The sequence below is a fragment of the Pseudomonas sp. TWI929 genome, assembly GCF_039673335.1.
In the GTDB taxonomy this organism is placed as follows: Bacteria; Pseudomonadota; Gammaproteobacteria; order Pseudomonadales; family Pseudomonadaceae; genus Aquipseudomonas.
This window is the reverse complement of the sequence record NZ_JBDJLK010000011.1, coordinates 65,363-90,268: the sequence shown is the minus strand read 5'-3', so window position 1 is coordinate 90,268 and position 24,906 is coordinate 65,363. Positions and strand designations below refer to the sequence as shown.

21 protein-coding genes are annotated in these 24,906 nt (G+C 64.2%); 7 read left to right on the top strand and 14 right to left on the bottom strand.

Annotation, left to right across the window (positions count from 1 at the left end):
• The first annotated feature begins 416 nt into the window (after window positions 1–416).
• Complete coding sequence (sulP, locus tag ABE456_RS07715) at window positions 417–2,129, top strand: sulfate permease (protein ID WP_346643387.1); 1,713 nt, start codon at window positions 417–419, stop codon at window positions 2,127–2,129.
• A 27-nt stretch (window positions 2,130–2,156) separates the two neighbouring features.
• Here the strand turns inward: sulP and ABE456_RS07710 are convergent, their stop codons facing one another.
• The 8 genes from ABE456_RS07710 to ABE456_RS07675 form a co-directional block, all read right to left on the bottom strand.
• Window positions 2,157–3,179, bottom strand: a complete 1,023-nt coding sequence (locus ABE456_RS07710) for a DUF2955 domain-containing protein (protein ID WP_346643386.1) — start codon at window positions 3,177–3,179, stop codon at window positions 2,157–2,159.
• A complete protein-coding gene (locus ABE456_RS07705) occupies window positions 3,169–4,260 on the bottom strand; it encodes an HlyD family secretion protein (protein WP_346643385.1) in 1,092 nt (363 codons plus the stop codon). The genes ABE456_RS07710 and ABE456_RS07705 overlap by 11 nt, the downstream gene beginning before the upstream one ends.
• A complete protein-coding gene (locus ABE456_RS07700; RefSeq protein ID WP_346643384.1) occupies window positions 4,257–5,771 on the bottom strand; it encodes a TolC family protein in 1,515 nt (504 codons plus the stop codon). The genes ABE456_RS07705 and ABE456_RS07700 overlap by 4 nt, the downstream gene beginning before the upstream one ends.
• A gap of 13 nt (window positions 5,772–5,784) precedes the next feature.
• On the bottom strand, window positions 5,785–6,882 hold the full coding sequence (locus ABE456_RS07695; RefSeq protein ID WP_346643383.1) for an AI-2E family transporter: 1,098 nt from the start codon (window positions 6,880–6,882) through the stop codon (window positions 5,785–5,787).
• Window positions 6,883–6,922: 40 nt separating this feature from the next.
• On the bottom strand, window positions 6,923–8,119 hold the full coding sequence (locus ABE456_RS07690) for a monovalent cation:proton antiporter-2 (CPA2) family protein (RefSeq protein ID WP_346643382.1): 1,197 nt from the start codon (window positions 8,117–8,119) through the stop codon (window positions 6,923–6,925).
• A gap of 38 nt (window positions 8,120–8,157) precedes the next feature.
• The gene (ppk2, locus tag ABE456_RS07685; RefSeq protein WP_346643381.1) at window positions 8,158–8,976 is read right to left on the bottom strand and encodes a polyphosphate kinase 2; all 819 of its coding nucleotides are present in this window, start codon (window positions 8,974–8,976) and stop codon (window positions 8,158–8,160) included.
• Window positions 8,977–9,185: 209 nt separating this feature from the next.
• On the bottom strand, window positions 9,186–9,806 hold the full coding sequence (gene ycaC / locus ABE456_RS07680) for an isochorismate family cysteine hydrolase YcaC (protein WP_010951959.1): 621 nt from the start codon (window positions 9,804–9,806) through the stop codon (window positions 9,186–9,188).
• 116 nt (window positions 9,807–9,922) lie between these two features.
• Complete coding sequence (locus ABE456_RS07675; RefSeq protein ID WP_346643380.1) at window positions 9,923–10,942, bottom strand: transporter; 1,020 nt, start codon at window positions 10,940–10,942, stop codon at window positions 9,923–9,925.
• A gap of 219 nt (window positions 10,943–11,161) precedes the next feature.
• Between ABE456_RS07675 and ABE456_RS07670 the strand changes: the two genes are divergently transcribed.
• The 4 genes from ABE456_RS07670 (at window position 11,162) to ABE456_RS07655 (ending at window position 16,037) form a co-directional block, all read left to right on the top strand.
• Entirely contained in the window at window positions 11,162–11,551 is a 390-nt protein-coding gene (locus ABE456_RS07670; protein WP_346643379.1) for a nuclear transport factor 2 family protein, read from the top strand.
• Between the two features lie 94 nt (window positions 11,552–11,645).
• Window positions 11,646–13,145: a cytosine permease gene (locus tag ABE456_RS07665; protein WP_346643378.1), complete on the top strand. Its 1,500-nt coding sequence runs from the start codon at window positions 11,646–11,648 to the stop codon at window positions 13,143–13,145.
• A 13-nt stretch (window positions 13,146–13,158) separates the two neighbouring features.
• Window positions 13,159–14,589 carry an aldehyde dehydrogenase family protein gene (locus ABE456_RS07660; RefSeq protein WP_346643377.1) on the top strand — a complete coding sequence of 477 codons (1,431 nt, stop codon included), beginning with the start codon at window positions 13,159–13,161 and terminating at the stop codon, window positions 14,587–14,589.
• A 230-nt stretch (window positions 14,590–14,819) separates the two neighbouring features.
• Window positions 14,820–16,037, top strand: a complete 1,218-nt coding sequence (locus ABE456_RS07655) for a DUF3422 domain-containing protein (RefSeq protein WP_346643376.1) — start codon at window positions 14,820–14,822, stop codon at window positions 16,035–16,037.
• A 102-nt stretch (window positions 16,038–16,139) separates the two neighbouring features.
• Here ABE456_RS07655 and ABE456_RS07650 read toward each other — a convergent pair whose 3' ends face one another.
• The 3 genes from ABE456_RS07650 to ABE456_RS07640 all read right to left on the bottom strand — a co-directional run bounded on the left by ABE456_RS07650 (window position 16,140) and on the right by ABE456_RS07640 (window position 20,431).
• Entirely contained in the window at window positions 16,140–18,542 is a 2,403-nt protein-coding gene (locus ABE456_RS07650; RefSeq protein WP_346643375.1) for a DUF3772 domain-containing protein, read from the bottom strand.
• A 56-nt stretch (window positions 18,543–18,598) separates the two neighbouring features.
• Window positions 18,599–19,657: a bifunctional DNA-binding transcriptional regulator/O6-methylguanine-DNA methyltransferase Ada gene (gene ada / locus ABE456_RS07645; protein ID WP_346643374.1), complete on the bottom strand. Its 1,059-nt coding sequence runs from the start codon at window positions 19,655–19,657 to the stop codon at window positions 18,599–18,601.
• Between the two features lie 147 nt (window positions 19,658–19,804).
• Window positions 19,805–20,431, bottom strand: coding sequence for a DNA-3-methyladenine glycosylase (locus ABE456_RS07640; RefSeq protein WP_346643373.1), 627 nt, complete (start codon window positions 20,429–20,431; stop codon window positions 19,805–19,807).
• A 168-nt stretch (window positions 20,432–20,599) separates the two neighbouring features.
• Between ABE456_RS07640 and ABE456_RS07635 the strand changes: the two genes are divergently transcribed.
• Together ABE456_RS07635 and ABE456_RS07630 are read left to right on the top strand one after the other, a co-directional pair.
• Window positions 20,600–21,115, top strand: a complete 516-nt coding sequence (locus ABE456_RS07635; RefSeq protein WP_346643372.1) for a sigma-70 family RNA polymerase sigma factor — start codon at window positions 20,600–20,602, stop codon at window positions 21,113–21,115.
• Window positions 21,102–22,058: a FecR domain-containing protein gene (locus ABE456_RS07630; RefSeq protein ID WP_346643371.1), complete on the top strand. Its 957-nt coding sequence runs from the start codon at window positions 21,102–21,104 to the stop codon at window positions 22,056–22,058. Before ABE456_RS07635 ends, ABE456_RS07630 begins: the two co-directional genes overlap by 14 nt.
• A 29-nt stretch (window positions 22,059–22,087) precedes the next feature.
• Here ABE456_RS07630 and ABE456_RS07625 read toward each other — a convergent pair whose 3' ends face one another.
• The 3 genes from ABE456_RS07625 to ABE456_RS07615 all read right to left on the bottom strand — a co-directional run bounded on the left by ABE456_RS07625 (window position 22,088) and on the right by ABE456_RS07615 (window position 24,864).
• Window positions 22,088–23,245: an MFS transporter gene (locus ABE456_RS07625; RefSeq protein WP_346643370.1), complete on the bottom strand. Its 1,158-nt coding sequence runs from the start codon at window positions 23,243–23,245 to the stop codon at window positions 22,088–22,090.
• 83 nt (window positions 23,246–23,328) lie between these two features.
• Window positions 23,329–23,466: a hypothetical protein gene (locus ABE456_RS07620; RefSeq protein ID WP_201201692.1), complete on the bottom strand. Its 138-nt coding sequence runs from the start codon at window positions 23,464–23,466 to the stop codon at window positions 23,329–23,331.
• Between the two features lie 183 nt (window positions 23,467–23,649).
• The gene (locus ABE456_RS07615) at window positions 23,650–24,864 is read right to left on the bottom strand and encodes an MFS transporter (RefSeq protein ID WP_346643369.1); all 1,215 of its coding nucleotides are present in this window, start codon (window positions 24,862–24,864) and stop codon (window positions 23,650–23,652) included.
• Window positions 24,865–24,906 lie beyond the last annotated feature (42 nt).

Sequence of the window (24,906 nt, the reverse complement as noted above, 5' to 3'; positions counted from 1 at the left end):
AGTCACCCCTGGCGCTTGAAACCCGAACACGACAACCTCCCCACATTTTCTGTGACGAGGAGCAACATCCTGCTCTGGTTCGGAGAGCTACACCTGCTCATCGATGCTGAATAAAAGGGTAGCTGTGAGTTTTCTATGCGTCTACCTGTACGACGAAGGACGCTTACTGTCGAACGGGCACTCTGCTTCAGCCGTTTGCCAGTCGATGCTAGCTACGTTGGCTACGGCATGAGGTTGCTGGGGCTGCTTTGCAGCCCATCGCGACACAAGGCCGCTCCTACAAGGGAACGCGCAACTTTGCCCCAGCGCATTTCCCCTGTAGGTGCGGCCTTGTGCCGCGAATGGGCCGCAAAGCGGCCCCGGAATTCAGCATCTAAGCTGTGATTCAGCGCCCTCCCCCCCTGGAAGCCCGCACCATGCCCGAAACCCCCGGTTTTAACTGGCAACGCTGGTTACCCGGCCTGGCCACCCTGCTCCACTACCAGCCTGCCTGGCTACCCAAAGACATCGCCGCCGGCCTGGTACTGACCACCATGCTGGTACCGGTGGGTATTGCCTACGCCGAAGCTTCCGGCGTACCCGGTATCTACGGCCTGTACGCCACCATCATCCCGCTGCTGGCCTATGCCCTGTTCGGCCCCAGCCGCATCCTGGTGCTGGGCCCGGACTCGGCACTGGCCGCACCGATTCTGGCGGTGGTGGTGCAGTACGCCGCCAGCGACCCACAACGGGCGATTGCCATCGCCAGCATGATGGCACTGGTCGCCGGGACGTTCTGTGTGATTGCCGGGCTACTGCGCCTGGGCTTCATCACCGAGTTGCTGTCCAAACCAATTCGCTATGGCTACATGAATGGCATTGCCCTGACAGTATTGATCAGCCAACTGCCCAAGCTGTTTGGCATCAAAGTCGACAGCGAGGGGCCGTTGCGCGACCTATGGCAGCTGGGCCAAGCGCTATTCGCCGGCCAAGGGCACTGGCCAAGCTTCATCGTTGGTGCCGGTAGCCTGGTGCTGATTCTGCTGCTCAAACCCTTCAAGCGCCTGCCGGGCATCCTGATCGCCGTGGTGCTGGCGACGTTGGCAGTGAGCCTGTTCAACCTCGACCAGATGGGCGTCAAGGTACTCGGCCAATTGCCCCAGGGCCTGCCCAGCTTCGTCTTCCCCTGGGTGAGCGACATCGACCTGGTCGAGGTGATACTGGGCGGGATTGCCGTGGCATTGGTGTCGTTCGCCGATACCAGTGTGCTGTCGCGCTCCTACGCCGCACGGCTGAAAACACCGGTCAACCCGAACCAGGAAATGTTCGGCCTGGGCGTGGCCAACGTAGCCTCGGGGCTGTTCCAGGGCATCCCCATCAGCAGCAGCTCGTCACGCACACCCGTGGCCGAGGCAGCCGGCTCGCAGACCCAGCTCACCGGCATCATCGGTGCGCTGGCGGTCACCCTGTTGCTGCTGGTGGCACCCAACCTGATGCAGCACCTGCCCAACAGCGCCCTGGCGGCCGTGGTGATTGCCGCGGCGCTGGGCCTGTTCGAATTCGCCGACCTCAAGCGCATCTTCCGCATGCAGCAATGGGAGTTCTGGCTGTCGTTCACCTGCTTCGTCGGCGTAGCGGTGTTCGGCGCCATCCCTGGTATCTGTATTGCAGTGGCGGTGTCGGTGATCGAGTTTCTGTGGGACGGCTGGAGGCCTCACCATGCCGTGCTCGGCCGCGCCGAAGGGCTGCGCGGCTACCATGATGTGCAACGTTATCCACAGGCCCGACGCATTCCGGGGCTGGTGCTGCTACGTTGGGATGCGCCGCTGTTCTTTGCCAATGCCGAGCAGTTCCAGAGCACGGTGATGGCAGCGGTGGACGAGTCGCCAACGCCGGTGCAGCGGCTGGTGATTGCCGCCGAGCCGGTGACCAGCATCGATATCACCTCGGCGGACATGTTGGCAGAGCTGGACCGGGCACTGGAGGCGCGCGGGGTGGAATTGCAGTTTGCCGAGATGAAAGACCCGGTGAAGGACAAGATGCACCGATTCGAGTTGTTCGAGCATATGGGGGAGAAGGCGTTTCATCCCACTGTGGGTGCGGCAGTGGACGCTTATCTGGAAGAGAGTGGGATTGACTGGCAGCCCTAGGCTTCTGGTGCTGGCCTCTTCGCGGGTTTACCCGCGAAGAGGCCCACGCCGTATCCGAAGCCGGTCGATCCAGATCAGCATGGCACTGGCATACACCGACACCGCCAGAAACAGCGCCATACGCACCGCAAACGCCTTGTAAACATCCTGCCCGCCGGCACTGTCCTGCACCGACTGCCCCAGCAAGATCAGCAGGGTGGTCAGGCAACTGACCCAGTACGCCGGGCTCTGCCGGTTCGGCACCGCCTGGTACAGCCGCCGCGCCTGCCAAAGAACGAACAGCAGCACCCACAGGAAAAACATCCACAGGTGCACGAACAGGCTCAGCGCCCCCCACACCAGTATCGCCAAAACCCCTGCAAGCAAGGTCGAGCCAATCAGCTCGCGGCTGGCGTGCCGCGCGCGCGTCTCTCCAGCCTGTTGCCCCACGCTCACTGCTTTCATGATCAGCGGCATGTACTGGTCCGGGGCGATCAGCGCCAGCAGGAATGCCGGCATCACGATCAGCGTGGCGCGCAACGCCACCCAGCTGACATGTTCGCTGCCCAGCAGCGGCGGCACCGGTTGCGCCGGTGCATCGGCCGGTTCGGGAAACATTACATGCGCCACGGCCGTGCCCAGCACCGCCAGCAGCATGCCCTTGGCCAGCGCTTCGACCACCGACAGCGCCAGGGTGAAGTCGCTGGTGCCGGCGGCGGCGATCATGGTCAGGCCAATCACCAGCAAGTTGGCCAGCAGGCCGTTGCCACCCTTCAGCGCATAGCGCAAGGTCAGAAAAACGCCCACGCCCACCAGCAATACCCCGCTCACCGGGGCATGGCGCAACAGCGGAATCAGCAATAACCCGCTGCCGCAAGCCAGCAGCACCAGCACCGCCAAGGCTGGTGCGGCGCGCAGTGGCAATGGCTGGCTGCGCATGGCCAGCAACAGTACCGCGAACACTGGCGCCAGGATCGGCACCGGCAGGCCGATGCCGAAGCTTACCGCCAGGCACAGCGCCACACCCCAGGCCAGGCGCAGGGCACGCAGCCGGCGCAGCTCAATAGGCATACGACAGCCAGCTCATCAGCCACATGAACGCGCGGCCCAGCAGGTTCAAGGGGTTGCCTTCGCTGGGCAGGGCCATGACTTCGGCCTGGCCACCCACACGCAAGCCGGACTTGTCTGCAAGCTGGTCACGGTCAAGCTCGACGATCACCGGGAAGCGCTGCGCCGAGCGCAACCAGTCGCGGCTGTTCTGTACAGTCGGCAAGCTACCGGGTGCCGCGGGCTGGCCGACGCTCACGCCATAGCCGATGCTGCGGACCTGCCCTTTCAGCACCATGCCGGGCAAGGCATCGATTACCACCAGCACCGGGGCGCCGGGGCGCAGGCGGCCGAGGTTGTTCTCGGTCATGTCGGCACTTATCCACACGTCGTGGATGGCAATCAGGGTCATCATCGGGCTGCCAGCACCGACGTAATGGCCAACATCGGTGCGCAAGTCGGTGATCAGCCCATTGGCGTCGGCCCGCACCACAGTGCGGGCCAGGTCCAGGCGGGCTTTTTCCACGTTGGCTGCGGCGCTGCGCAGTTGCGCGTTGTCGGCTTCGGCCCCGCCTTGCTGCTCACGCGCCCGCTCCACTTCGGCACGGGCGGCCGCCACCTGGCTGATGGCCTGGTCGCGGGTCGCCTGCGCGCCTTCCAGGCGGCGGACCGACACCGTGCCGGGGTCTTCGTCGATCAACCGCTTGAGCCGCTCGGCATCCTGGCGTGCCTTGCGCTCGTTGGCCTGGGCCGCCACCAGCGCCGCCTGGGCCGAGTCGATGCCGGCGGTGCTGGCACCGATCTGCCGGCGCACGGTATCCAGGTCTGCTTCGGCGCGAGCCAGGGCAATGCGGTATTGCTCCTGATCGAGCTCGAACAACACATCGCCCTGGCGCACTTCCTGGTTGTTGCCCACCGCCACGCGCTTGATCTGGCCGGCCACCTCGGCAGCCACCGGGACCACGTAGGCCTGCAGACGGGCCTGCTGGGTGTAGGGGGTGAAGCGGTCGGCCAGCAGGTACCAGACCAGGCTGACGATGATCAGTATCAGCACCCAGCGCATGCCGCGGTCGGGGGCTGGCGGCGTGTCTGCGGGGTCGCTCATTTCGGCTCACCTTGTTCAGGGTCGGCGGGGGCTGGCTCGTCGAGCAGGTCGCCCCAATCGGTACGGTTTTGCATTTGCTGGCGGGTGGCGCGGTCGATCGGCCTGTGGGTGTTGTCCCAGCCACCGCCCAACGCTTTGTACAGGGTCACCAGGCTGCTCACCGCATTGCCGCGGCTGACCAGGTAACCATCTTGCTGCTGCAACAGCAGTTGCTGGGCGTCTAGCACGCGCTGGAAGTCGGCGAAGCCTTCCTGGTATTGCGAACTGGCCAGGTTCAGCGAACGCTGGGCGGCCTGGGAGGCGTCCTGGCGAATGCTGGCGCTCTGTAGCGAGCGCACCAGGCCGCTGGCGGCGTCGTCGGCCTCGCGCGCAGCCTCGCGCACGCTCTGGTGATAAAGCTCGATCAGTTGCTGCAGGCGGGCGTCCTCGACCCGCACGGCATTCTTGCGCCGCCCGTAGTCAAATGGGTTCCAGATCAGGCTCGGGCCTGCCGCCAGGTCGAAGGTGTCAGGTAGATGGTTGGCCGACAAAAAGGTCCAGCCGATGCTGCCGAGCAGGCTCAGTTGTGGGTACAGATCCGCTTCGGCCACGCCCACCAGGGCCGACTGCGCCGCCACCGCCTGCTCGGCTACGCGAATGTCCGGGCGCCTTTGCAGCAGGCTGGCGGGCACGTCCTGCAACACTGCACGGTCCGGCAGCGGCAACTGGCCGTAGCGCGCGCCCAGCGCCGGCAGCGGCCCTGGCGGCCTGCCAAGCAGCGAACACAATATGTTGCGCAAGGCATTGAGCTGGTTCTCGAACTCAGGGATCGTGGCCTGGGTGGCCAGGTACTGGGTGCGCGCCTGTTGCCAGTCCAGTTCGTCGTTCTCGCCGTGGCGGAACAGCCGCTCGGTAATCTCCAGGCTGCGCGCCTGGCGCTTGGCGTTTTCCTCGGCGATAGCCAGCCGCGCCTCGGCGGTGCGCAGGGCGAAGTAGGTGTCGGCCACCTGCGCGCGCATAAGCAGCATGGCATCGGCGTAGTTGGCCTGGGAGGCGAAGTAGACGGCATCGGCGCTTTCGATGGCGCGGCTGAAGCGCCCCCAGAAGTCGATTTCCCAGCCGATGTCGAAGCCCACGCTGGATTGCCAGAATACCGAGTCGCGGGCAGTTGCGGTGCCGGACTGGTCCTGCTTCAGGTACAGGCTTTGCGCGCGCAGTTGCTGCAGTTGTGGATAACGGCCGGTCTGCACGATAGCCAGTTGTGCCCTCGCCTCGGCGATGCGCAGGCCGGCCACGCGCAGGTTGGTGTTGTTGGCATCGGCTTCGGCGATCAGGGCATCCAGGCTCGGGTCGGCGAACACCGTCCACCACTGGCGCAAGTCCGGTGCCGCAGCGCTGCGCCCGGCCTGCTCCAGCAGTGGCGTGCTCCAACTGTCCAGCCAAGGGTCCTGGGGCTTCACGAAGTCCGGGCCGACCTGGGTACAGCCTGCCAGTACCATCAGCAGCCCCAGGCCATAGCAGCGTTTGGGCATGGCTGGCCCTGGCTCAGGCTGCAGGTGGTGCCGGCTGCTCCGGCACCTGCAGCGCGACCCATTGCCAGAACAGCACGTAGGTCACACCGAGGATCACCGGGCCGATAAACAGCCCGATGATCCCCTTCACCACCATGCCGCCCAATGCCCCGATCAGCACCACCGGCATCGGTACGTCCACACCGCGCCCCAGCAGCAAGGGCTTGAGCACGTTATCGGCAAGGCCGGCAACGAAGGTGTAGATGGCGAAGATGATGGTCGCGGCGGTAAAGCCCTCGACGTTGAACACATAGATGATCACCGGCACCGTGACCAACGTGGCCGGGGCTTGGGCAATCCCCAGCATAAGGATGACGATGGCCAGCATGCCGGCCCCTGGCACCCCTTTGATCACGAAGCCGACGCCGATCAGCAGCATCTGGATGAAGGCGATGCCGATCACGCCCTGGGCCACGGCACGAATGGTCGCGGTACACAGTTGAGCCAGCGGCTTGCCGCGATCCTCGCCGGATACCCGCATGGCAATGCGCTGCGCCGCGACTTCACCGCGCTCGCCGAAGGCCATGATCACGCCAGAAATGATGATCGCGCCGACGAACAGCAGAAATGCACCACCGGCACTGGCCGCAGCACCCAGCACCGTAAGCCCGGCGCCCTTGAGCTGGGGCATCCACTGGTTGAGCACACTGGCCATGTTTTCCGATGCCGACAGCCACAACGCATACAACCTCGGCCCGATCAGCGGCCAGGTCGCCACCGACTCGGACGGGGCCGGCACGCTCCAGGAACCGCTTTTGAGCAGCGTCACCAGGCTGTCCACCGATTCGCCGATGGACATCACCACCAGGTAGATCGGCACCAGCAGCACGACCAGCACCAGCAACACCACCAGCGTTGCCGCATACCCATGTTTCAACCCTGTCCCCTGCTGGATGCGGCGATGCAGCGGATACAGCGTCACCGCGAGAATGACTGACCACAGCATCAATTCCAGAAACGGCTGGAACACCTGGAAGGCGAACATCACCAGGACAGCCACCAGGCCTGCCTTGATCAGCACGTCGAGCAAGCCCCGCGACAGGGCGCTGTCCAGCTTGAAACTCGGCTGCATACTGTACCTCCGAACGTTCAATGCGCCAGGAGGGCGCGATTCAGTGGCCCGTTTCAGGGCTTGCCTGCACAGGTTTGTCGTCATTCAGTTGCCGCGCCAGGGCCATCATTACCAGGGGCACTACCGCCATCGACAAGGTAATGGCCAGCACCAGCAGGTCGTGTACCTGCTGGGTCAGCACCTGATGGTCAAGCGCCAGCTTGAACACCACAAAAGCAAACTCCCCGCCCGAGGCCAGCACCACCCCCAGGCACAGCGCCTGAGCCTGGTTGAGCCCACCGACCGTGCGCCCCAGGCCATACAGCAAGGGCAGCTTGATGACCACCAGCAGCAGGGTCAGCCCCAGTACCACCAGCGGCATGCCGAACAGCAGGCGCAGGTCGGCGCTCATGCCCACCCCGACGAAGAACAGCCCCAGCAGCAGGCCCTTGATCGGTTCGATCTGGTTTTCCAGTTCGTGGCGAAAAGGCGACTCGGCCATCAGTACGCCGGCCAGGAATGCCCCCAACGCCATCGACACGCCCACATGCTCCATCAGCCAGGCGGTGCCCAGTACCACCAGCAAGGCCGTTGCGGTCGACAGTTCGGGCAGGCCAGAGCCCACCGTCCACTTGAACACAGGGGTCAGCAAGTAGCGGCCAAAAATGATCAGCACACCAATGCCGACAGCCACAGCCAGCAGCGGCCAGCTACCTTCGTCGGCAGTGCTTACGCTGCCACCGAGCAGTGGCACCACGGCAATCAATGGAATGGCGGCAATGTCCTGAAACAGCAGGATGGCCACGGCCAGGCGGCCGTGAGGTTTGCCCAAATCCTTGCGCTCGGCCAGCACCTGCAGGCCGAACGCGGTCGATGACAACGCCAGCCCCAGGCCCAGCACAATTGCCGCCGACTTCGACTGGCCGAATAGCAAGTACGCCAACAGGCCCAGTGCGACTGCCGTCAGCCCCACCTGCAGCGAACCGACGCCAAACAGCGCCCGGCGCATGGCCCACAGACGCCGTGGTGACAGTTCCAGGCCAATGACGAACAGCAGCATGACCACGCCCATTTCCGACAGCCGCGCCACGTTGTCCGGGTTGTCGAGCAGGCCAAGCACAGAAGGGCCGATCAGGATACCTGCCAGCAGGTAACCCGGTACCGCCCCCATTTTCAAACGCTGCGCCAGCGGTACCAGCAACACCACGGCCAGCAAGAACACCACTGTTGCCTGCAACAGGCTGCCATCATGTGGCATAGGCTCACACCCTCGCTGCTCGCCCCGCGGGGAGAGGATCAGAAACGCTGGTCAACGACCTTGAATGGGTAGGCCACAGCCTGGTACTTGCCGATCTTGCCGCGCTTGGGCAGTTTCACCACTTCGTCGCGGGTGATGTCCTTGTAGGGGATGCGGCTGAGCATGTGGCTGATGATGTTCAACCGGGCACGGCGCTTGTCATTGGAATGGGCCATGAACCACGGCGCCCAGGACGAATCGGAAGCGGCGAACATATCGTCGCGGGCACGGGTATAGTCATCCCAGCGGGTATACGACTTGAGGTCCATCGGCGACAGCTTCCACAGCTTGCGGCCATCGTTGATGCGGTCCTGCAGGCGGCGGGTCTGCTCTTCGGCACTGACTTCCAGCCAGTATTTGATGAGGATGATGCCCGACTCGACCATCATCTTCTCGAACAGCGGCACCACGGTGAGGAACTTGCTGCTCTGCTCTTCGCTGCAGAAGCCCATCACCCGCTCGACGCCGGCACGGTTGTACCAGCTGCGGTCGAAGATCACCACTTCGCCAGCGGCCGGCAAGTGGCCCAGGTAGCGTTGCACGTACATCTGGGTTTTTTCCCGCTCGGTCGGCGCCGGCAGCGCCACCACGCGGAACACCCGCGGGCTGACGCGCTCGGTAATGGCCTTGATGGTGCCACCCTTGCCAGCGCCATCACGGCCTTCGAAGATAATGCACACCTTCAGGCCCTTGGCCACCACCCACTCCTGCAGTTTCACCAGTTCTACATGCAGGTTCTTGAGCTCTTTTTCGTAGGCCTTGCCGCCCAGTTTTTCCTGTGGGTCTTGGTCGGGTTTTTTCCTGGACGACTTGGACATGGCACTCTCCTTAGGCGAATGAAGAGTCAGTATGGTCGATCCATGGCGGTTTGCCGCTTCGCTGGTTGCTCTCGCAGCTTTTGCATCTATCTCATTGATTTTGCGGGGTGCTGCAGGAGCGGTGTTACCTGCAAATGCGCCGTTGAGGCTGCTGACGCATTCGCGGGTGAACCCGCTCCAACAGGGTATGCGGTACCCTTGTGGACGCGTTACTTGGCCAGCTTGTTGTAGCTGGTCATCAAGTTGCGGTAGTCCGGGATATGGTTGGAGAACAGGGTCCCCAGCCCTTCGATGTCATTGCGCCAGTCCCGGTGCAGCTCGCAGGCCACGCCGAACCAGGTCATCAGTTGCGCCCCGGCAGCCTCCATGCGCCGCCAGGCCGAGTCCCGGGTCAGTTCGTTGAAGGTGCCGGAGGCATCAGTGACGACGAACACTTCGAAGCCCTCCTCAAGCGCTGACAGCGCCGGGAAGGCCACGCACACTTCCGTGACCACACCGGCGATCAGCAACTGCTTCTTGCCGGTGGCTTTTACCGCTTTGACGAAGTCCTCGTTATCCCAGGCATTGATGTTGCCGGGGCGTGCAATGTACGGGGCGTCGGGGAACTGCTCTTTAAGTTCGGGCACCAGCGGGCCGTTGGGGCCAGTCTCGAAACTGGTGGTGAGGATGGTCGGCAGCTTGAAGTACTTGGCCAGGTCCGACAGGGCCAGGACATTGTTCTTGAAGCGATCAGGGTCGATGTCCCTTACCAGCGAGAGCAGGCCGGTCTGGTGGTCGACCAGCAGTACGGCAGCGTTGTTCTTGTCCAGACGCTTGTATTGGAAGGCCATGGCGGATCTCCTTGCTTCTGCGGGTTGGGTGTATGAGCGTAGGCAAGGATGCAGGACTGGAGGGACCGTCAGTCAGTTAGCTCGTTGTTGGCTGTACAGCCAACACACAAATCATGTCAGTACTCACGCCGCTTGCGAAACGCCCAGCGCCCCACCAGCACGGTAAAGGTCGCCACCAGCGCCACCAGCACCCAGAAGCCATGGGGGTTTTCCGCCAGGGGTACACCGCCGACGTTCATGCCGAAGAAGCCGGCGATGATGTTGATCGGCAGCGCCAGCACGGTTACCACGGTCAGGGTGAACAGGGTGCGGTTGGTCTGCTCGTTGAGCTTGGCGGCAATTTCTTCCTGCAGCAGTTTGATCCGCTCGCCCAGGGCGGTGAGGTCGCTGATCACCAGGGTGAATTCTTCAGTGGCGGCGCGCAGCTGGCGTATATCCTGCTCTTGCAACCATTCGGGCGGCCTGTTGAGCAGCCGCAGCAGCGCCCCTGGCTCCAGCGCCAGCAGGCGCTGCAAACGCACCAGCACCCGGCGCATGCTACCCAGTTCGGCACGGTTGTCGCTGAGGCGCTGGGACAGTAACTGGTCTTCGATGCGATCAACGCTGGTGGTGGTTTCGCGCACGATCTGGGTCAGCACATCGCCTTGGTCGCGCAGCAGGTGCACCAGCAGCTCGATGGGCGAATGAAAGCGCTCGCCATGCTTGACCGACGAGCGCAGCTTGTCCACCGAGTGCAGTGGCTGCAAGCGCGCGCTCACCAGCAGTTGGCTGCTGGCACAGGCCCACAAGGTGGAGATGTCCGAAGACACCAGGCCGAAGTTGAACACCACATCGTTGACCACCGCCAAAAGCGCCGAGTCGGCGTGCTCGATACGGGTCGAGCGGGAGCCCTCACGCAGCGTTTCGAAGAAGGCGTCGGGCAATTGCAGGTGGGTACGCAGCCAGCGCTCGCAGGCAGCATGGGCCAGGTTCAGGTGCACCCACAGGAACTCACCGGGCTCCAGCGGCTGGCCGAGCTTGTGCAGCAACTGCGCCGAGTCGATTTCGCGCCCGGGCTGGCCGGGGCGAAAGGCGAAGGCGTAGAGCAGGCCGAAAAGGTCGTGCTCCTGGGGCAGGTGCAGCGCGGGATGGCCCATTCGAACTCGCAATGAGGCACGGGGAGATGGCAGAAATGTTGCTGAATGTTCGTTGCAGTCAGATGACAGCTGGATAGCTGCTGTGGACCTCTGTGGGAGAGGCCCACGGAATCACTTCACAAATTCCTGAACTGATTATTTGCCCCCAGCGATTTTTCCCCTCCCCAACCGCCACCAGAATCGCTGACCACAATCAAAAAAAACCGTGAGGCCACTCCCGTGGACCAGACACTCCAGGTACGGCAAGCCGCCGCCGACCTCGTTGCCGCGTTTGCCAGCAACGACACCGCCCGCTATTTCGCCTGCTTCAGCGAAGATGCCACTTTCCTTTTTCACACCTTGCCGCAACCGCTACTGTCGCGCCGCGCCTACGAAGAACTCTGGGCCCAGTGGCAGGCCGAGGGTTTTGCCGTGCTCGCCTGCGAGTCGGGCAATGCCCATGTGAGCCTGCAAGGTGACATGGCGATTTTCATGCACGATGTGGCCACGCATATCCGCATTGCCGGCGAAGAGCACCAACTGAGCGAGCGCGAGACCATCGTTTTCCGCCGCCACGGCGATCAGTGGCTGGCTTGCCACGAGCACCTGTCGGTCGTATCGCCAGCCTGATCACCTTTTTACGCGGCCCTGCCGCCCTGCCATCGCACCCACAAGAAGGCCCGCGCATTGCGCCGGCCCACAACAACTGCGCTGGAGCATCACCATGAGCCACTCGACCGGTATCGAGACCAACGGCGTCGAACAGATCCCCGCCGATCAACGCGACGCTTCCCCGCTGGACCTGTTCCGCCTGATCTTCGGCGGCGCAAATACTTTCGCCACGGCCGTGCTGGGCAGCTTCCCGGTGTTGTTCGGGCTGTCGTTTCAGGCCGGTGTGTGGGCAATTTTGCTCGGCGTTGCCGTCGGCGCACTGATCCTTGCACCCATGGGCCTGTTCGGCGCGCTCAACGGCACCAACAACGCCGTTTCGTCGGGCGCGCACTTTGGCGTGCACGGGCGCATCGTCGGCTCGTTCCTGTCGTTGCTCACCGCCGTGGCGTTCTTCTCGCTGTCGGTGTGGAGTTCGGGCGATGCCCTGGTCGGTGGCGCCAAGCGCCTGGCCGGCCTGCCGGAAACCGACCTGACCCTGGGCCTGGCCTACGGCCTGTTCGCAGTGCTGGTGCTGGTGGTGTGCATCTTCGGCTTCCGCTTCATGCTGTGGGTCAACAAGATTGCCGTGTGGGCATCGAGCCTGCTGTTCCTGCTGGGCATCGTCGCCTTTGCCGGGCCGTTCGATGCCGGCTACGCGGGCAGCGTCAACCTTGGCCAGGCGGGTTTCTGGGCGGCGTTCGTCGGCGCGGCGATCCTGGCCATGAGCAACCCGGTGTCGTTCGGCGCCTTCCTTGGCGACTGGTCGCGCTACATCCCGCGTGAAACACCCAAGGCGCGCATCATGCTGGCGGTGATCGCGGCCCAGGGCGCGACGCTGATCCCGTTCCTGTTCGGCCTGTGCACCGCTACCCTGGTAGCGACCCAGGCCCCGGACTACATCGCCGCCAACAACTATGTGGGTGGCCTGCTGGCGGTGGCGCCGAGCTGGTTCTTCCTGCCGGTGTGCCTGATTGCAGTGATCGGCGGCATGTCCACCGGCACCACCGCGCTATACGGCACCGGCCTGGACATGTCCAGCGTGTTCCCACGCCTGCTCAGCCGCGCCGGCGCCACGTTGCTGATTGGCGTGCTGGCGATCGGCTTCATCTTCATCGGCCGCTTCACCTTCAACCTGGTGCAGAGCGTGTCGACCTTCGCCGTGCTGATCATCACCTGCACCAGCCCCTGGATGGTGATCATGATCCTTGGCTTGATCACCCGACGCGGCTTCTACCACGCTGATGATTTGCAGGTGTTCACCCGCGGCCAGCGCGGTGGCCACTACTGGTTCCTGCATGGCTGGAACTGGCGCGGCATGGGGGCGTGGATCCCCAGCGCGGCAGTCGGCCTGTGCTTCGTCAACTTGCCGGGGCAGTTTGTCGGCCCACTGGGCGACCTGGCTGGCGGCATCGACCTGAGCCTGCCGGTTACCCTGGGGCTGGCCGGCGTGCTGTACCTGGTGCTGCTCAACCTGTTCCCTGAACCTGCTGGCGTGTATGGCCCCCAAGGCCCGCGTTGGGTGCGTTGCAAAAGCACTGCGCACACGCCGGTGATTACTGCCGAAATGGCCTGACTGGAAACCGACCATGACCACTTCCCACTACATTGCCGGCCGCTGGGTCGAAGGCCAAGGCAGCGACTGCATCAGCGTCAACGACCCTGCGCTGGGGCAACCGTTCACTGAGCTGATGGCTGCCAGTGTCGCCCAGGTCGACCAGGCCGTAACCGCCGCCCGTGGCGCCCTGCCCGCCTGGAAAAACACCAGCGCCAGCGAACGCGCCGCCTACCTGCGCGGCTTTGCCGAACAGCTCGGGCAGCGCCGTGAAGCACTGATTACCTTGCAGATGCGCAACAACGGCAAGCCGCGCCATGAGGCGGAAATCGACCTGGACGACGCCATCGCTACCTTCAACTACTACGCCGAGCTGGCCGAGCAGTTGCCGTCGAAAAACCGTGATGTACCGCTGGCGGCACCTGGCTTCAGTGCCCGAACCCGCCTGGAGCCGGTGGGCGTGGTCGGCTTGATCGTGCCGTGGAACTTCCCGCTGGTGACCAGCGCCTGGAAGCTCGCCCCGGCCCTGGCTGCCGGCTGCACCGTGGTGCTCAAGCCTTCGGAGGTCACCCCGCTGATCGAGCAGGCCTATGGCCAGATCGCCGACACCCTGGGCCTGCCGGCCGGGGTGCTGAACATCGTCAACGGCAAGGCTGAGACCGGCGCCGCACTGAGCAACCACAACGGCCTGGACAAGCTGTCGTTCACTGGTAGCAACAGCGTCGGCAGCCAGGTGATGCGCAGTGCCTCGGCACAGTGCCGGCCGGTAACGCTGGAGCTGGGCGGCAAGTCGGCAATCGTGGTGTTCGATGATTGCGATGTCGACCAGGCGGTGGAGTGGATTGTCGCCGGCATCAGCTGGAACGCCGGGCAAATGTGCTCGGCCACTTCGCGGCTGCTGGTACAGGACGGCATTGCCGATGCGCTGCTGCCGCGCTTGCAGGCAGCACTGGAAAACCTGCGGGTGGGTAACCCGTTGACCGAAGAGGTCGACATGGGCCCGCTGACCAGCCAGGCGCAATGGCTGAAGGTGGCCAGCTACTTTGCCACGGCGCGGGAAGAAGGCCTGCAGTGCCTGGCCGGTGGCAAGGCGCTGGACCGGGACGGCTGGTTCGTCAGCCCGACGCTGTATGCCGATGTACCGAAAGACAGCCGCCTGTGGACCGAGGAAATCTTTGGCCCGGTGCTGTGCGCACGGCGCTTTGCCACCGAGGAACAGGCGATTGCCGAAGCCAACGACAGCCGCTTCGGGCTGGTGGCGACGGTGTGCTCTGCGGACCTTGAGCGCGCCGAGCGGGTGGCCGATGCGCTGGAGGTGGGCCATGTGTGGATCAACTCGGTGCAGGCGGTGTTCGTCGAGACCTCGTGGGGCGGCACCAAGGGCAGCGGGATCGGACGGGAGCTGGGGCCTTGGGGGTTGTCGGCCTACCAGTCAGTCAAGCATGTAACGCGGTGCCTGGGCTGATATTGCAATCACCTGTACCGGCCTCTTCGCGGCGGTTCGGCGCCCCGATAAACCCGCTCCCACAGGTACTCCACAGTACTCAGGGCTTGTGATTTCCCTGTGGGAGCGGGTTTACCCGCGAAGAGCGCGGCACAGGCGATACAAAACTTCCTTTCGCGTGACTTTCCCCTCCGCCCGCAAAGTCCCACTTCCTGGTACCCCCACAATCACAACACCAGGCCGGACCACCCATGCACCCTCAACGCACAGCCCTGCACAACGAACTGCACGCCCGCCCGTCGCTGTACTTCGACGGCCCGGCGCATGTCTTCCACCTGGCCCTGCTCGGCGGCGATGCCGCCTGTGCGGCACTGCTGCAACGTTGCTGCCCGGATGCACTGGACATCACCGCCGCCCAAGGCATCACCCACCTGGGTGGCCAGCCGTTCAAGTGGGAACGGCACACCGAGTTCTTCACCCTGACCCTGGTAGTGCCCTGCACTGCCGCCGACACCGAGTGGCAAGCCCTGCCAGCGCAGTTGGCCGACGCTATTGCCCCGCAGGCGGCGCAAGTGATCAATGCGGTGCAGGTGCTGGTACGCGACGAACAGGGCCTGGACCTGCACCACTACGGTTTCAAGGACCCGTGCGGCTCGTGTGTGGGCGGCGGTGATGCGGTGGTGTGGAGCGATTTCCGCCTGACCGAGGATGGCACCAACCGCTTCCTGTTCATCAACCGCCGCCTCAATGCCTACCGCCAGGGCCGTATGATCCGCCGCCTGCTGGAGATCGAGACGTACCGCATGATGGCCTCGCTGACCCTGACCACGGCCAAGGCCCTGAGCCAGGAGCTGGACGCCTTCGACAAAACCCTGGTAAGCCTCTCGGAGCGCAGTGCCGGGGGCGATGGCCATGATTCCAAGGGGCTGCTGGAAGCCATTGCCCAACTGTCACGCCAGGTGGTCAGCCGCACGGTGAAAACCCGCCACCGCTTCGGTGCCACACAAGCTTACGCACAACTGGTGTTTGAGCGCTTGAGCGAACTGCGGGAAAGCCACGTGGGCGATTGCCAGCGCCTGGGGGTGTTCATCGAGCGCCGGTTCAAGCCGACGGTACGCTACTGTGCGGCCACCGAGCAGCGGCTGGAGCAGTTGGCGAAGAACGTAGCCAACCTGGGCGACCTGCTGCAGGCGCGGGTACAGGTGGAAATGGAGGAGCAGAACGCCGGGATCCTGCACAGCCTCAACGCCCGGGCCGATGCCCAGGTGAAAATCCAGCGGGCGGTGGAGGGGCTGTCGATCATTGCCATCACCTACTACCTGCTGAATTTGTTCAAGCTGCTGTATGGCGGGCTGAATGTGCTGGGGTTGGGGCTGACGGCGCGGGATGGGTTGTTGGCCATGGCGCCGCCGGTGTTGCTGGTGCTGTTGGTAATACTGCTGAGGATCAGGCAGGCCAAGCAGCATTGAGGCCATGGGGGCGCTTTGCGCCCCTATCGCGACACAAGGCTGCTCCTCAGGTGTGGGAGCGGCCTAGTGCCGCGAATGGGCTGCAAAGCAGCCCTCCGGCATTTACACCGACTCGTCAGCCGGGCGCCCGTTCTCTTGCACCAACACCATGCTCTGCGGCGAAGACAGCGCAATGCCTTCATCACGCAAGCGCCCAAGAATGGTAAACAGCAGATCGCTACGGGTACCCGACACCTGCCGTGGCCCCGCTACATAGCCACTGACACCAATCACCATGCCGCTGGTAGTCAGGTCCTTGAACGACACCGACGTAGCCGGCGCATCCAGAATCGCCTCGTGCTCGTGGTACGCCGCCAGCAACAGCTCACGCACATGGTTGGCATCGGTCTCCAGCGGCAAGGTCAGGGTAATACCGACCACGCCCAGCGCGTTGCCCATGGTCACGTTGCGCACGTTCTGCGAGATGAACTGCGAGTTGGGCACGATCACCGTCGAACGGTCAGACATCTGGATCTCGGTGGCGCGCACGTTGATACGCCGGATATCACCCTCCACACCGGCCAGGCTGACCCAGTCGCCCACTTTCACCGGGCGCTCGGTAAGCAGGATCAGGCCGGAGATGAAGTTCTGCACGATCTGCTGCAAGCCGAAACCGATACCTACCGACAGGGCACTGACCACCCAGGTAAGGCTGGTGAGGTTGATGCGCAGGGTCGACATCACCAGCATGGCCAGGAAGATGAAGCCCAGGTAACCCACCAGGGTCACCAACGAGGCCCGCATGCCGGCGTCCATGTCGGTTTCCGGCAGCAGGCGGTCGCTCAGCCAACGCTTGACCACGCGGATGGCGAACAGGCCACCGAGGAACATCACCACCGCCAACAGGATGTCCTGGGGGACGATGTTCATGTTGCCGAGCACCCTACCACCGGTACCGTCCCAGTCACCCAGGCTGAGCAGCAACTCGCTGGGGCTGGTGCCCGAGGGCATAAGCGCCAGCAACAGTGCCAGGAACAGCACCACGGTGCGGCCGATGCCGGCCAGGACGGTGCTGGCCTGCGCCTGGTGGCGAGGCGCCAGGCCCAGGGTCGAGGCCAGCGCCAGGCCGCCTGGTAGGCGTGGCGACAGCAGGGTTTCACACAGGTCACCGAAGAAGGTGGTCAGCAGGTAGGCACAGGTGATCACCAGGCTGACCCACAGCAGCTTGGCAGTGAGGAAGTAGGCAAGCGTCAGGTAGCCGGTGAGCAGGGCCAGCAGGATCACCGCCAGCCAGATGACCATCACGAACGGGATCAACCCGGCCAGGCCCGTGGGGCGCTCCAGATCATGTTTGCGCAGGGTACGGCGATAACGCAGCAGCGCACCGGTGAAGATGACCGCCACCACCAACGCGGTCAGGCCGTTGACCGCCACAGTCAGCGCCAGGCTGGCGCCGATCACGCTGTTGATGCGCTCCATGGTCATCATGACCATCAGCGCCAACGCCAACACCTTGGGGAACCAACCAAGCGCGCTGGCCACTTCGTCATGGATCGGCGGCAAACGCCAGGAGGGGCGCTGCAGCATCAGCATGGCGCGGCCCAGGCCGGAGATGAAGGCACTGAACACCACCAGGGCGAGTACATGGTTGGCCAGGCTGGCGATATCGGAGCCCAGTTCGGCGCTGCTCTCCAGCCCCCAACGCAGCAACGACACCGAGCCGGAGATGGTACCCAGGGTTGCCAGGCTGACGCCCAGGGCCAATGCGCTGCGGCGCAGGCGGCCTTCGGGCAGCCAGCTGACCATGGCACTGGCCAGCAAGCGCTCGAGCACGCGCCGTACCAGGGTCCAGACCAGGATGGCCGCCACCAGGCTGATGATGAACAGCCAGCGGTGCTCGGCGCTGAAGGCACTTGCGATGGCATCGGCCGCCTCGCCGCGCAGGTCACGCAGGCGCGCCACGTCGTCCTGGGTGGGGCGAATGATGCTTTGCCAGAACGCCGGGCTCAGCGGCGTGGCCGCACGGCTGGTGATTTGCGAGTTGAACTGGCTGCGGCGCAGGTTGACGATTTGCGTGGACAGGTCGCGGGCCGACTGGGTCAGTTTGATGGCCTGCTGCTGCTGCGCCACCAGGGCCTTTTTCTCGGCCTCCAGCTCTTTGCGCTGCTGGGTCAGGGTGGCGGCCTCGTCGGGCTGGGGCGGGCCGATGACCTTGAGCTTGTCTTCGAGTTTTTCCACTTCAGTGGTGCGCAACGCGCTCAACGCATCGCCCTGGCGCTGAACCTGCACCGCCGCCAGGCGCAACTGCGACAGCAGGTCATCGTTGGCCTCGCTGGTGACGCCCTGGCGAATCTGGTCCAGGCGGTCGTTCAACTGCTCGATGCTGGCGTTTTCATCCAGTACTGGCGCTTCGGCAACCGCCAGGTTGGCCAATGGCGTAGCCGGGGCCGACCAGGCCGGGCTGGCAAGCGCCAACATCAAGGCCATCAGGCCAAGGCAATAACGGGCAAGGCTGACACGCCTCATCGAATATTCCTCTTTACAATTCGATTTGGCGGGAGATTCTACGCGGCTTCGGGCAATCAGGAGAGTGCCGTTTCTCGCTTCAGCAGTTGCTGTTTGCGCTCGACACCCCAGCGGTAGCCGCTGATATCACCGTCCCGGCGCACTACCCGATGACAGGGGATGGCCACGGCAATGTGATTGGCTGCGCAGGCCATGGCCACCGCGCGCACTGCCTTGGGCGCACCAATGCGCTCGGCGATGTCGGTGTAGCTCACCCGGCTGCCGGCCGGCACCTCGCGCAAGGCCTGCCAAACTCGCTCCTGGAACGCCGTGCCTTGCACATCCAGCGGCAAGGCCAGGCCCAGTGCCGGGGCCTCGACGAAACCGACCACCTCGGCGACCAGCCGTTCGTAGGCGCTGTCGCCGCCGATCAGGTGGGCCTTGGGGAACTGGTCCTGCAGGTCACATAGCAGGGCTTCAGGGTCGTCCCCCAACAGGATTGCACAAATGCCCTTCTCGCTCTGGGCTACCAGGATCGCGCCCAGCGAACACTGGCCGAGGGCGAAGTGGATGGTTGCCCCTGCGCCGCCGGTGCGGTACTGCCGGGGGCGCATACCCAGACGCTGGTCGGCACTTTCGTAGAACCGGCTGTTGGAGTTGTAGCCCGCGTCATAGATGGCGTCAGTGACCGAACGCTGGCTGTCTTCCAGATGCGCGCGCAGGCGCCGGGCGCGGAAGGCTGTGGCGTAGGCCTTGGGGGTAACGCCGGTTTCGGCCTTGAACAGGCGGTGCAGGTGGAAGGGGCTGACGGCCAGTTGCGCGCTTAGCTGGTCGAGGCTAGGCGCGAGATCGCTGCCTTCGATCAGGCGGCAGGCGCGGGTGACCAACTGGCTGTGGCGGGTGGCGCTGGCCTTGGTGGTGGCGAAGCAACGTTTGCAGGCGCGGTAGCCGGCGGCTTCGGCGGCGTCTGGGGTGTCGTAGAACGCAACGTTGCTGCGCTTGGCCAAGCGTGACGTGCAGCCAGGGTGGCAGTAGATGCCGGTGGTACGCACGGCGTAGACGAAGTGGCCGATGGCGGCGCTGTCACGGGTCTCTACGGCCTGCCAGCGTTGCTCTGGGGTGGTATAGCAGTTCATTGGTAAGTGTCCGAATAGGTAGTTGCCTGTGCTGGCCTCTTCGCGGGTGAACCCGCTCCCACAGGGACCGTGTCGGTTTCAGGAATTGCGCTGTACCTGTAGGAGCGGGTTCACCCGCGAAGAGGCCGGTGCAGGCAATGCAAGAATTCAGGCCCGCCACAGGTACCAGGCTGCCACGGTGCGGTACGGCCGCCAACCGCCGCCCAGCGAGCGCATCTGCGCTGGCGTTGGCGCCTTGTCCAGCCCTTTGAGCCGCCGATACCCCTCGCGCACGCCAAAGTCATCCACCGGGAGAATGTCCGAACGCTCCAGGCAGTAGATCAGCAGCATTTCCACCGTCCATCGCCCTACCCCGCGCAGCGCCACCAGGCGCTCGATCAAGGCTTCGTCGGCCATGGCCAACGCCTCCTGCCGAGTCGGCACCAAACCGTCCAGGCGGGCCTGGGCAATGCCCTGAATGGTAGCCATCTTGCTCGCGGAGAAACCGCAGCCACGCATCGTTTCAGGGCTGAGCGCCAACAATTGCTCCGGCTGCGGGAACGCAGCGTCTGGGAACAGTGCCAGCAACCGCCCAAGAATCGCCTCGGCAGCGCGGGCATGCAGTTGCTGGTAGGCAATCGCCCGCACCAGCGCCTCGTAAGGCTCGCGCCCAGGCGTGGCCTGGTGCAGGCAGGGCCCGGTCGCCGCGATGTGCCGCGACCAGTCCGGGTCGAGTGCAGCCAGGTATTCGCAGGCCTCACGGTAGGCTTCTGGCGAAAGGTCGGCCAAAATCATGGCACCTCCATCAAGTCGATTGCAGGTCCAGCTTAGCTCAGCCGTTCATCGGGCAAACGCCGGTTCTTGCGCGGCTAATTCCTGGCATACCATTGCCCCACGCCGTTGCCCCGCATAGAATTGAGAACTATTCACAATCACAATTCACGGGACCGGGCCTTCGCCACGATGCAGACCAACGACACGCTCAAGCCAACCGAGGTCGCTCTGCTCTATCAGGCCCACCATACCTGGCTTCGCGGTTGGCTGCGCAGCCGGGTCGGCTGCAGCGAGCATGCCGCGGACCTGGCCCAGGATACCTTCGTGCGGTTGTTGCGGGCCCGCCAGGTGTCGTCGCTGAAGGAGCCGCGCGCCTACCTCAGCAGCATCGCCCGCGGCCTGATGATCGACCAGTTCCGCCGCCGCGCACTGGAAAGGGCCTACCAGGAAAGCCTGCTGCACCTGCCCGAAGCCGACGTGCCCAGCGAAGAGCACCGGCTGATCATCCTCGATACCCTGGAACGCCTCGACCGTGCCCTGCACCAACTGAAGCCGCGGGCCCGCCAGGTATTCCTGCTGGCCCAGCTCGACGGCTTGAGCATCGTGCAGATCGCCCAGCGCCTGGACGTGTCCCGAGCCACCGTCGAGCGCGACCTGGCCAAGGCCCTGGGCCTCTGCTACCGGTTACGTTATGCCGATGCCTGATGACGCGCCCGCGCAAGCACAGGTCGACCAGGCCATCGACTGGCTGGTGAAGCTGCGTTTCGACAGCCCCAGCTCGCGTACCGAGCAGCAGTTCCAGCATTGGCTGGCCAGCCACCCGCACAACCCTTTGGCCTGGCAGCGGGTCAGTGACCTTAACGACGAACTGGCAGGGCTACCCAAGGACCTGAGCCGGCGCACCCTGGACAGCAGCCAGCGCCAGCGCATCAGCCGCCGCGACCAGCTCAAGCTGCTGACCCTGCTGGCCGTGGGCGGCTGCCTGGGCTGGGCGGCGCGCGAACCGTTGGGCCTGCCCCAACTGCTGGCTGACAGCAGCACCGCTACCGGCGAGCGCCGCCAGCTGCAAGGCAGCGATGGCAGCCGCATCCAGCTCAACACCGCCAGCGCCATCGAGCTGCGCTACAGCGCCGAGCAACGCTGGCTGGAACTGGTACGCGGCGAAGTGAGCCTGGACAGCAACGCCGACGACAATCGCCCGTTCCTCATCGATACGCGCGTCGGCCCGCTGGTCACCCGCGACGGCCAACTGCTGTTACGCGAAAACAACCAGGGCCTGCTGCTGGCCGTGCGTCGCGGTGAAGTCACACTGTTCCCCGCTTCAGCCGCACCGTGGCAGGTGCTGCCAGGCGAAACCTTGCAAGTGTGGGCCAACGGCAGCGTCCAGGCAGTGACGCTGCACAGCGACCCCTGGGGCTGGACCGATGGCGTACTCAGCGTGCAGCAGATGCCGCTTGGCGAGTTTGTTACCGAACTGGCCCGCTATCGCCCCGGCTTGCTGCGCTGTGCGCCCGAGGTGGCAAACCTGAAAGTGTCTGGCACTTACCAGCTGGCCGACACCGGGCAGATCCTGCATCTGCTCAGCCATAGCCTGCCGGTGCGGGTCGACTACCGCACTCGGTACTGGGTGAGTATCGGCGCGGCTTGAAGGCAATGCGCCCCCTGTAGGCCTGGGGATCAATCTGCAACAGCTCGCAAGCGCCCCGCAGCGCGAAACGACTGTCGGGCAAAGCACACGAACAACCCGGCCATCAGCGCCAGCGCCATGGGCAAGCCATGCGGCGCCACATCCATCGCCGCGCCACTGAGCAGCGGCCCGATCAGGCTACCCACACCCCACAGCAAACCCACGCTGGCGTTGGCAGTGACCAGGTCCTGCCCCTTGAAGCGCTGCCCGATCAGCACCAGCGCCAAGGTATAGATGCCCCCCGCCACCGCGCCCAACACCACCAGCAGCGGCCACAGCAGCCAGGTCATGTTCAGCAGCCAAGGCAGGCTGATACCAATCGCCATCGCCACCAGCCCGCACACCAGGTGCAGCCCGGTGCGCTCCACCCGGTCGGCCAGCCAGCCCAGCGGCAGCTGGAACAGCATGTCGCCGGCAAATACCACCGTCACCATCAACGCCGCCACGCCCACGGCAAAGCCATGGCTGGTGGCATACACCGGCAACAGCGACAGCACCACGGCATCGAAAAACGAGAAGAACAGTACCGCTACGCACAACGCTGGCGCTACGCGGAAGAACCCGGCCAGGCCGAAGCTCTTTTCGCCCTCTTCATGTTCGACATGATCATTGGGCACAGTCAGCACGATGCATAGCAACGCCAGGCCATAGCAGGCGGTGACCACCCCGGTGATCCACGGGCTGTCGGCGCCCAGTACCGCCAGCATGGCCGGGCCAAGCACCTGGAAGCCGGTGAAGCTGGTGGCGTACAGGGCCATGATCTTGCCGCGGTTGTGCTCCGGGCACAGCTCGTTGACCCATGACTCGCCAAGGATGATGGCGATACCCATGCCAAGCCCCAGGCCCAGGCGCAGCAGCGCCAGCAGCCACAACGAGCCGAATGCCGACTCGAGCAAGGCGATGCTCACTGTGCACAGGCTGAAGCACAACAAGTAGATAGTGCGCCGGGTGAGATGGCGGCAGCAGGCGTCGACCAGGAACGCCGAGAGCATCATGCCCGCGGCGGGGATGGCCGAGATGATGCCGATTTCCAGGGTACTCGCCCCCGCTTCATGCAAGCGCAACGACACCAGCGGCAGGCTGGCCCCCAGACTGAAACCCACGACCGAAACGGCGAACAACAGGCCCGCCAGCAAACGCATGTTCATGTACCACTCCTTGCAAACCGAAAAGACGTGCAGACACAGGCGCGCACGCCAGGGCGGCGAGCGACGCGAAAGCGCAGATCAGTTCAGGCGAGGTGTGGCGAGAAGGTGAAGGCAAACAGCACGCTGCGGCGGCGCTTGAGTACCGTGTCGCTCGGCCACGCATGACGCAGGGCCTGGAGGGCAGGCTGGCGGGCGTTTGGCAGTGACTGGGTACGGCGCATTGCTTTGGCTACTTTGTGGGGGGTTGAAAAAGAGGCGGCACTCTAGGTTACGCCATGTGGGGTCGTCAATCGCAGGGGCCTCTTCGAGGCCCTTTCGCGACACCAGGCCGCTCAGGAAGTACGCGGTTGCCTTTGTAGGAGCGGCCTTTTGTCGCAATGGGCTGCAAAGCAGCCCCGGTAATTTCAGCGCTTGCCAGTACTTGGCAACAACACCGCCAACAACCCGAACAACGGCAGGAACGAGCACAGCCCATAAACATATTCGATGCCACGCAGGTCCGCCACATACCCCAGCAGCGCTGCGCCAATGCCGCCAAAGCCGAACATCAGGCCGAAGAAGATCCCGGCAATCATGCCCACGCTGCCCGGCACCAGCTCTTGCGCATACACCACAATGGCAGAAAACGCCGAAGCCAGGATAAAGCCGATCACCACGCTCAATACCGTGGTCCACAACAGGTCGGCATACGGCAGCGCCAAAGTGAACGGCGCCACACCCAGGATCGAGAACCAGATCACCGCCTTGCGCCCGATGCGGTCACCGATCGGCCCGCCAAAGAAGGTACCCGCCGCCACCGCGCCCAAGAACAGGAACAGGTGCAACTGCGAACTGGCCACCGATACACCGAATTTCTCGATCAGGTAGAAGGTGAAGTAGCTGGTGAAACTGGCCATGTAAAAGTACTTGGAGAACACCAGCAGGCCCAGCACGATCAGCGCCGCGATCACCCGCTTGCGCGAAATGCCATGGGTGGCCTGCACCGCCTTGCGCGCCTTGGCCTGGTTGAGGTGCTCCTTGTACCAGCCACGCAGCATCAGGGTGACGCCAAGGAAGAACAGCGCGGCCAGGCCGAACCAGGCCACATGGGTTTGACCGAACGGAATGACGATGGCCGCCGCCAGCAGCGGGCCCAGGGCGGAACCTGTGTTGCCGCCGACCTGGAAGGTCGACTGGGCCAGGCCGAAACGCCCGCCTGAAGCCAGGCGGGCGATACGTGAGGTCTCAGGGTGGAAGGTCGACGAGCCGATACCCACCAGCGCCGACGCCAGCAAGATCATGGGGAAGCTGCCGACGAAGGCCAGCATCACGATGCCCACCAAGGTGCACAAGGTACCCAGCGGCAACAGGTTTGGCGCTGGTCTGCGGTCGGTGAAGAAGCCAACCCAGGGCTGCAGCAGCGAAGCAGTGATCTGGAACGTCAGGGTGATCATGCCGATCTGGGCGAAGCTCAGGTCGTAGTTGGCCTTGAGCATTGGGTAAATCGCCGGCAGCACCGACTGGATCAGGTCATTGATCAGGTGCGCCAGGGCGCAAAAACCGATAATGCGCATCACCAGCGGCGTGGCCTGGCTCGCCGCTGCGCTGGTGGACGCCGTGGAGGCGCTACTGATGGCCATGTGCCTGAATCTCCGTCCGCAGTTTGGGATCCGATTATCGAG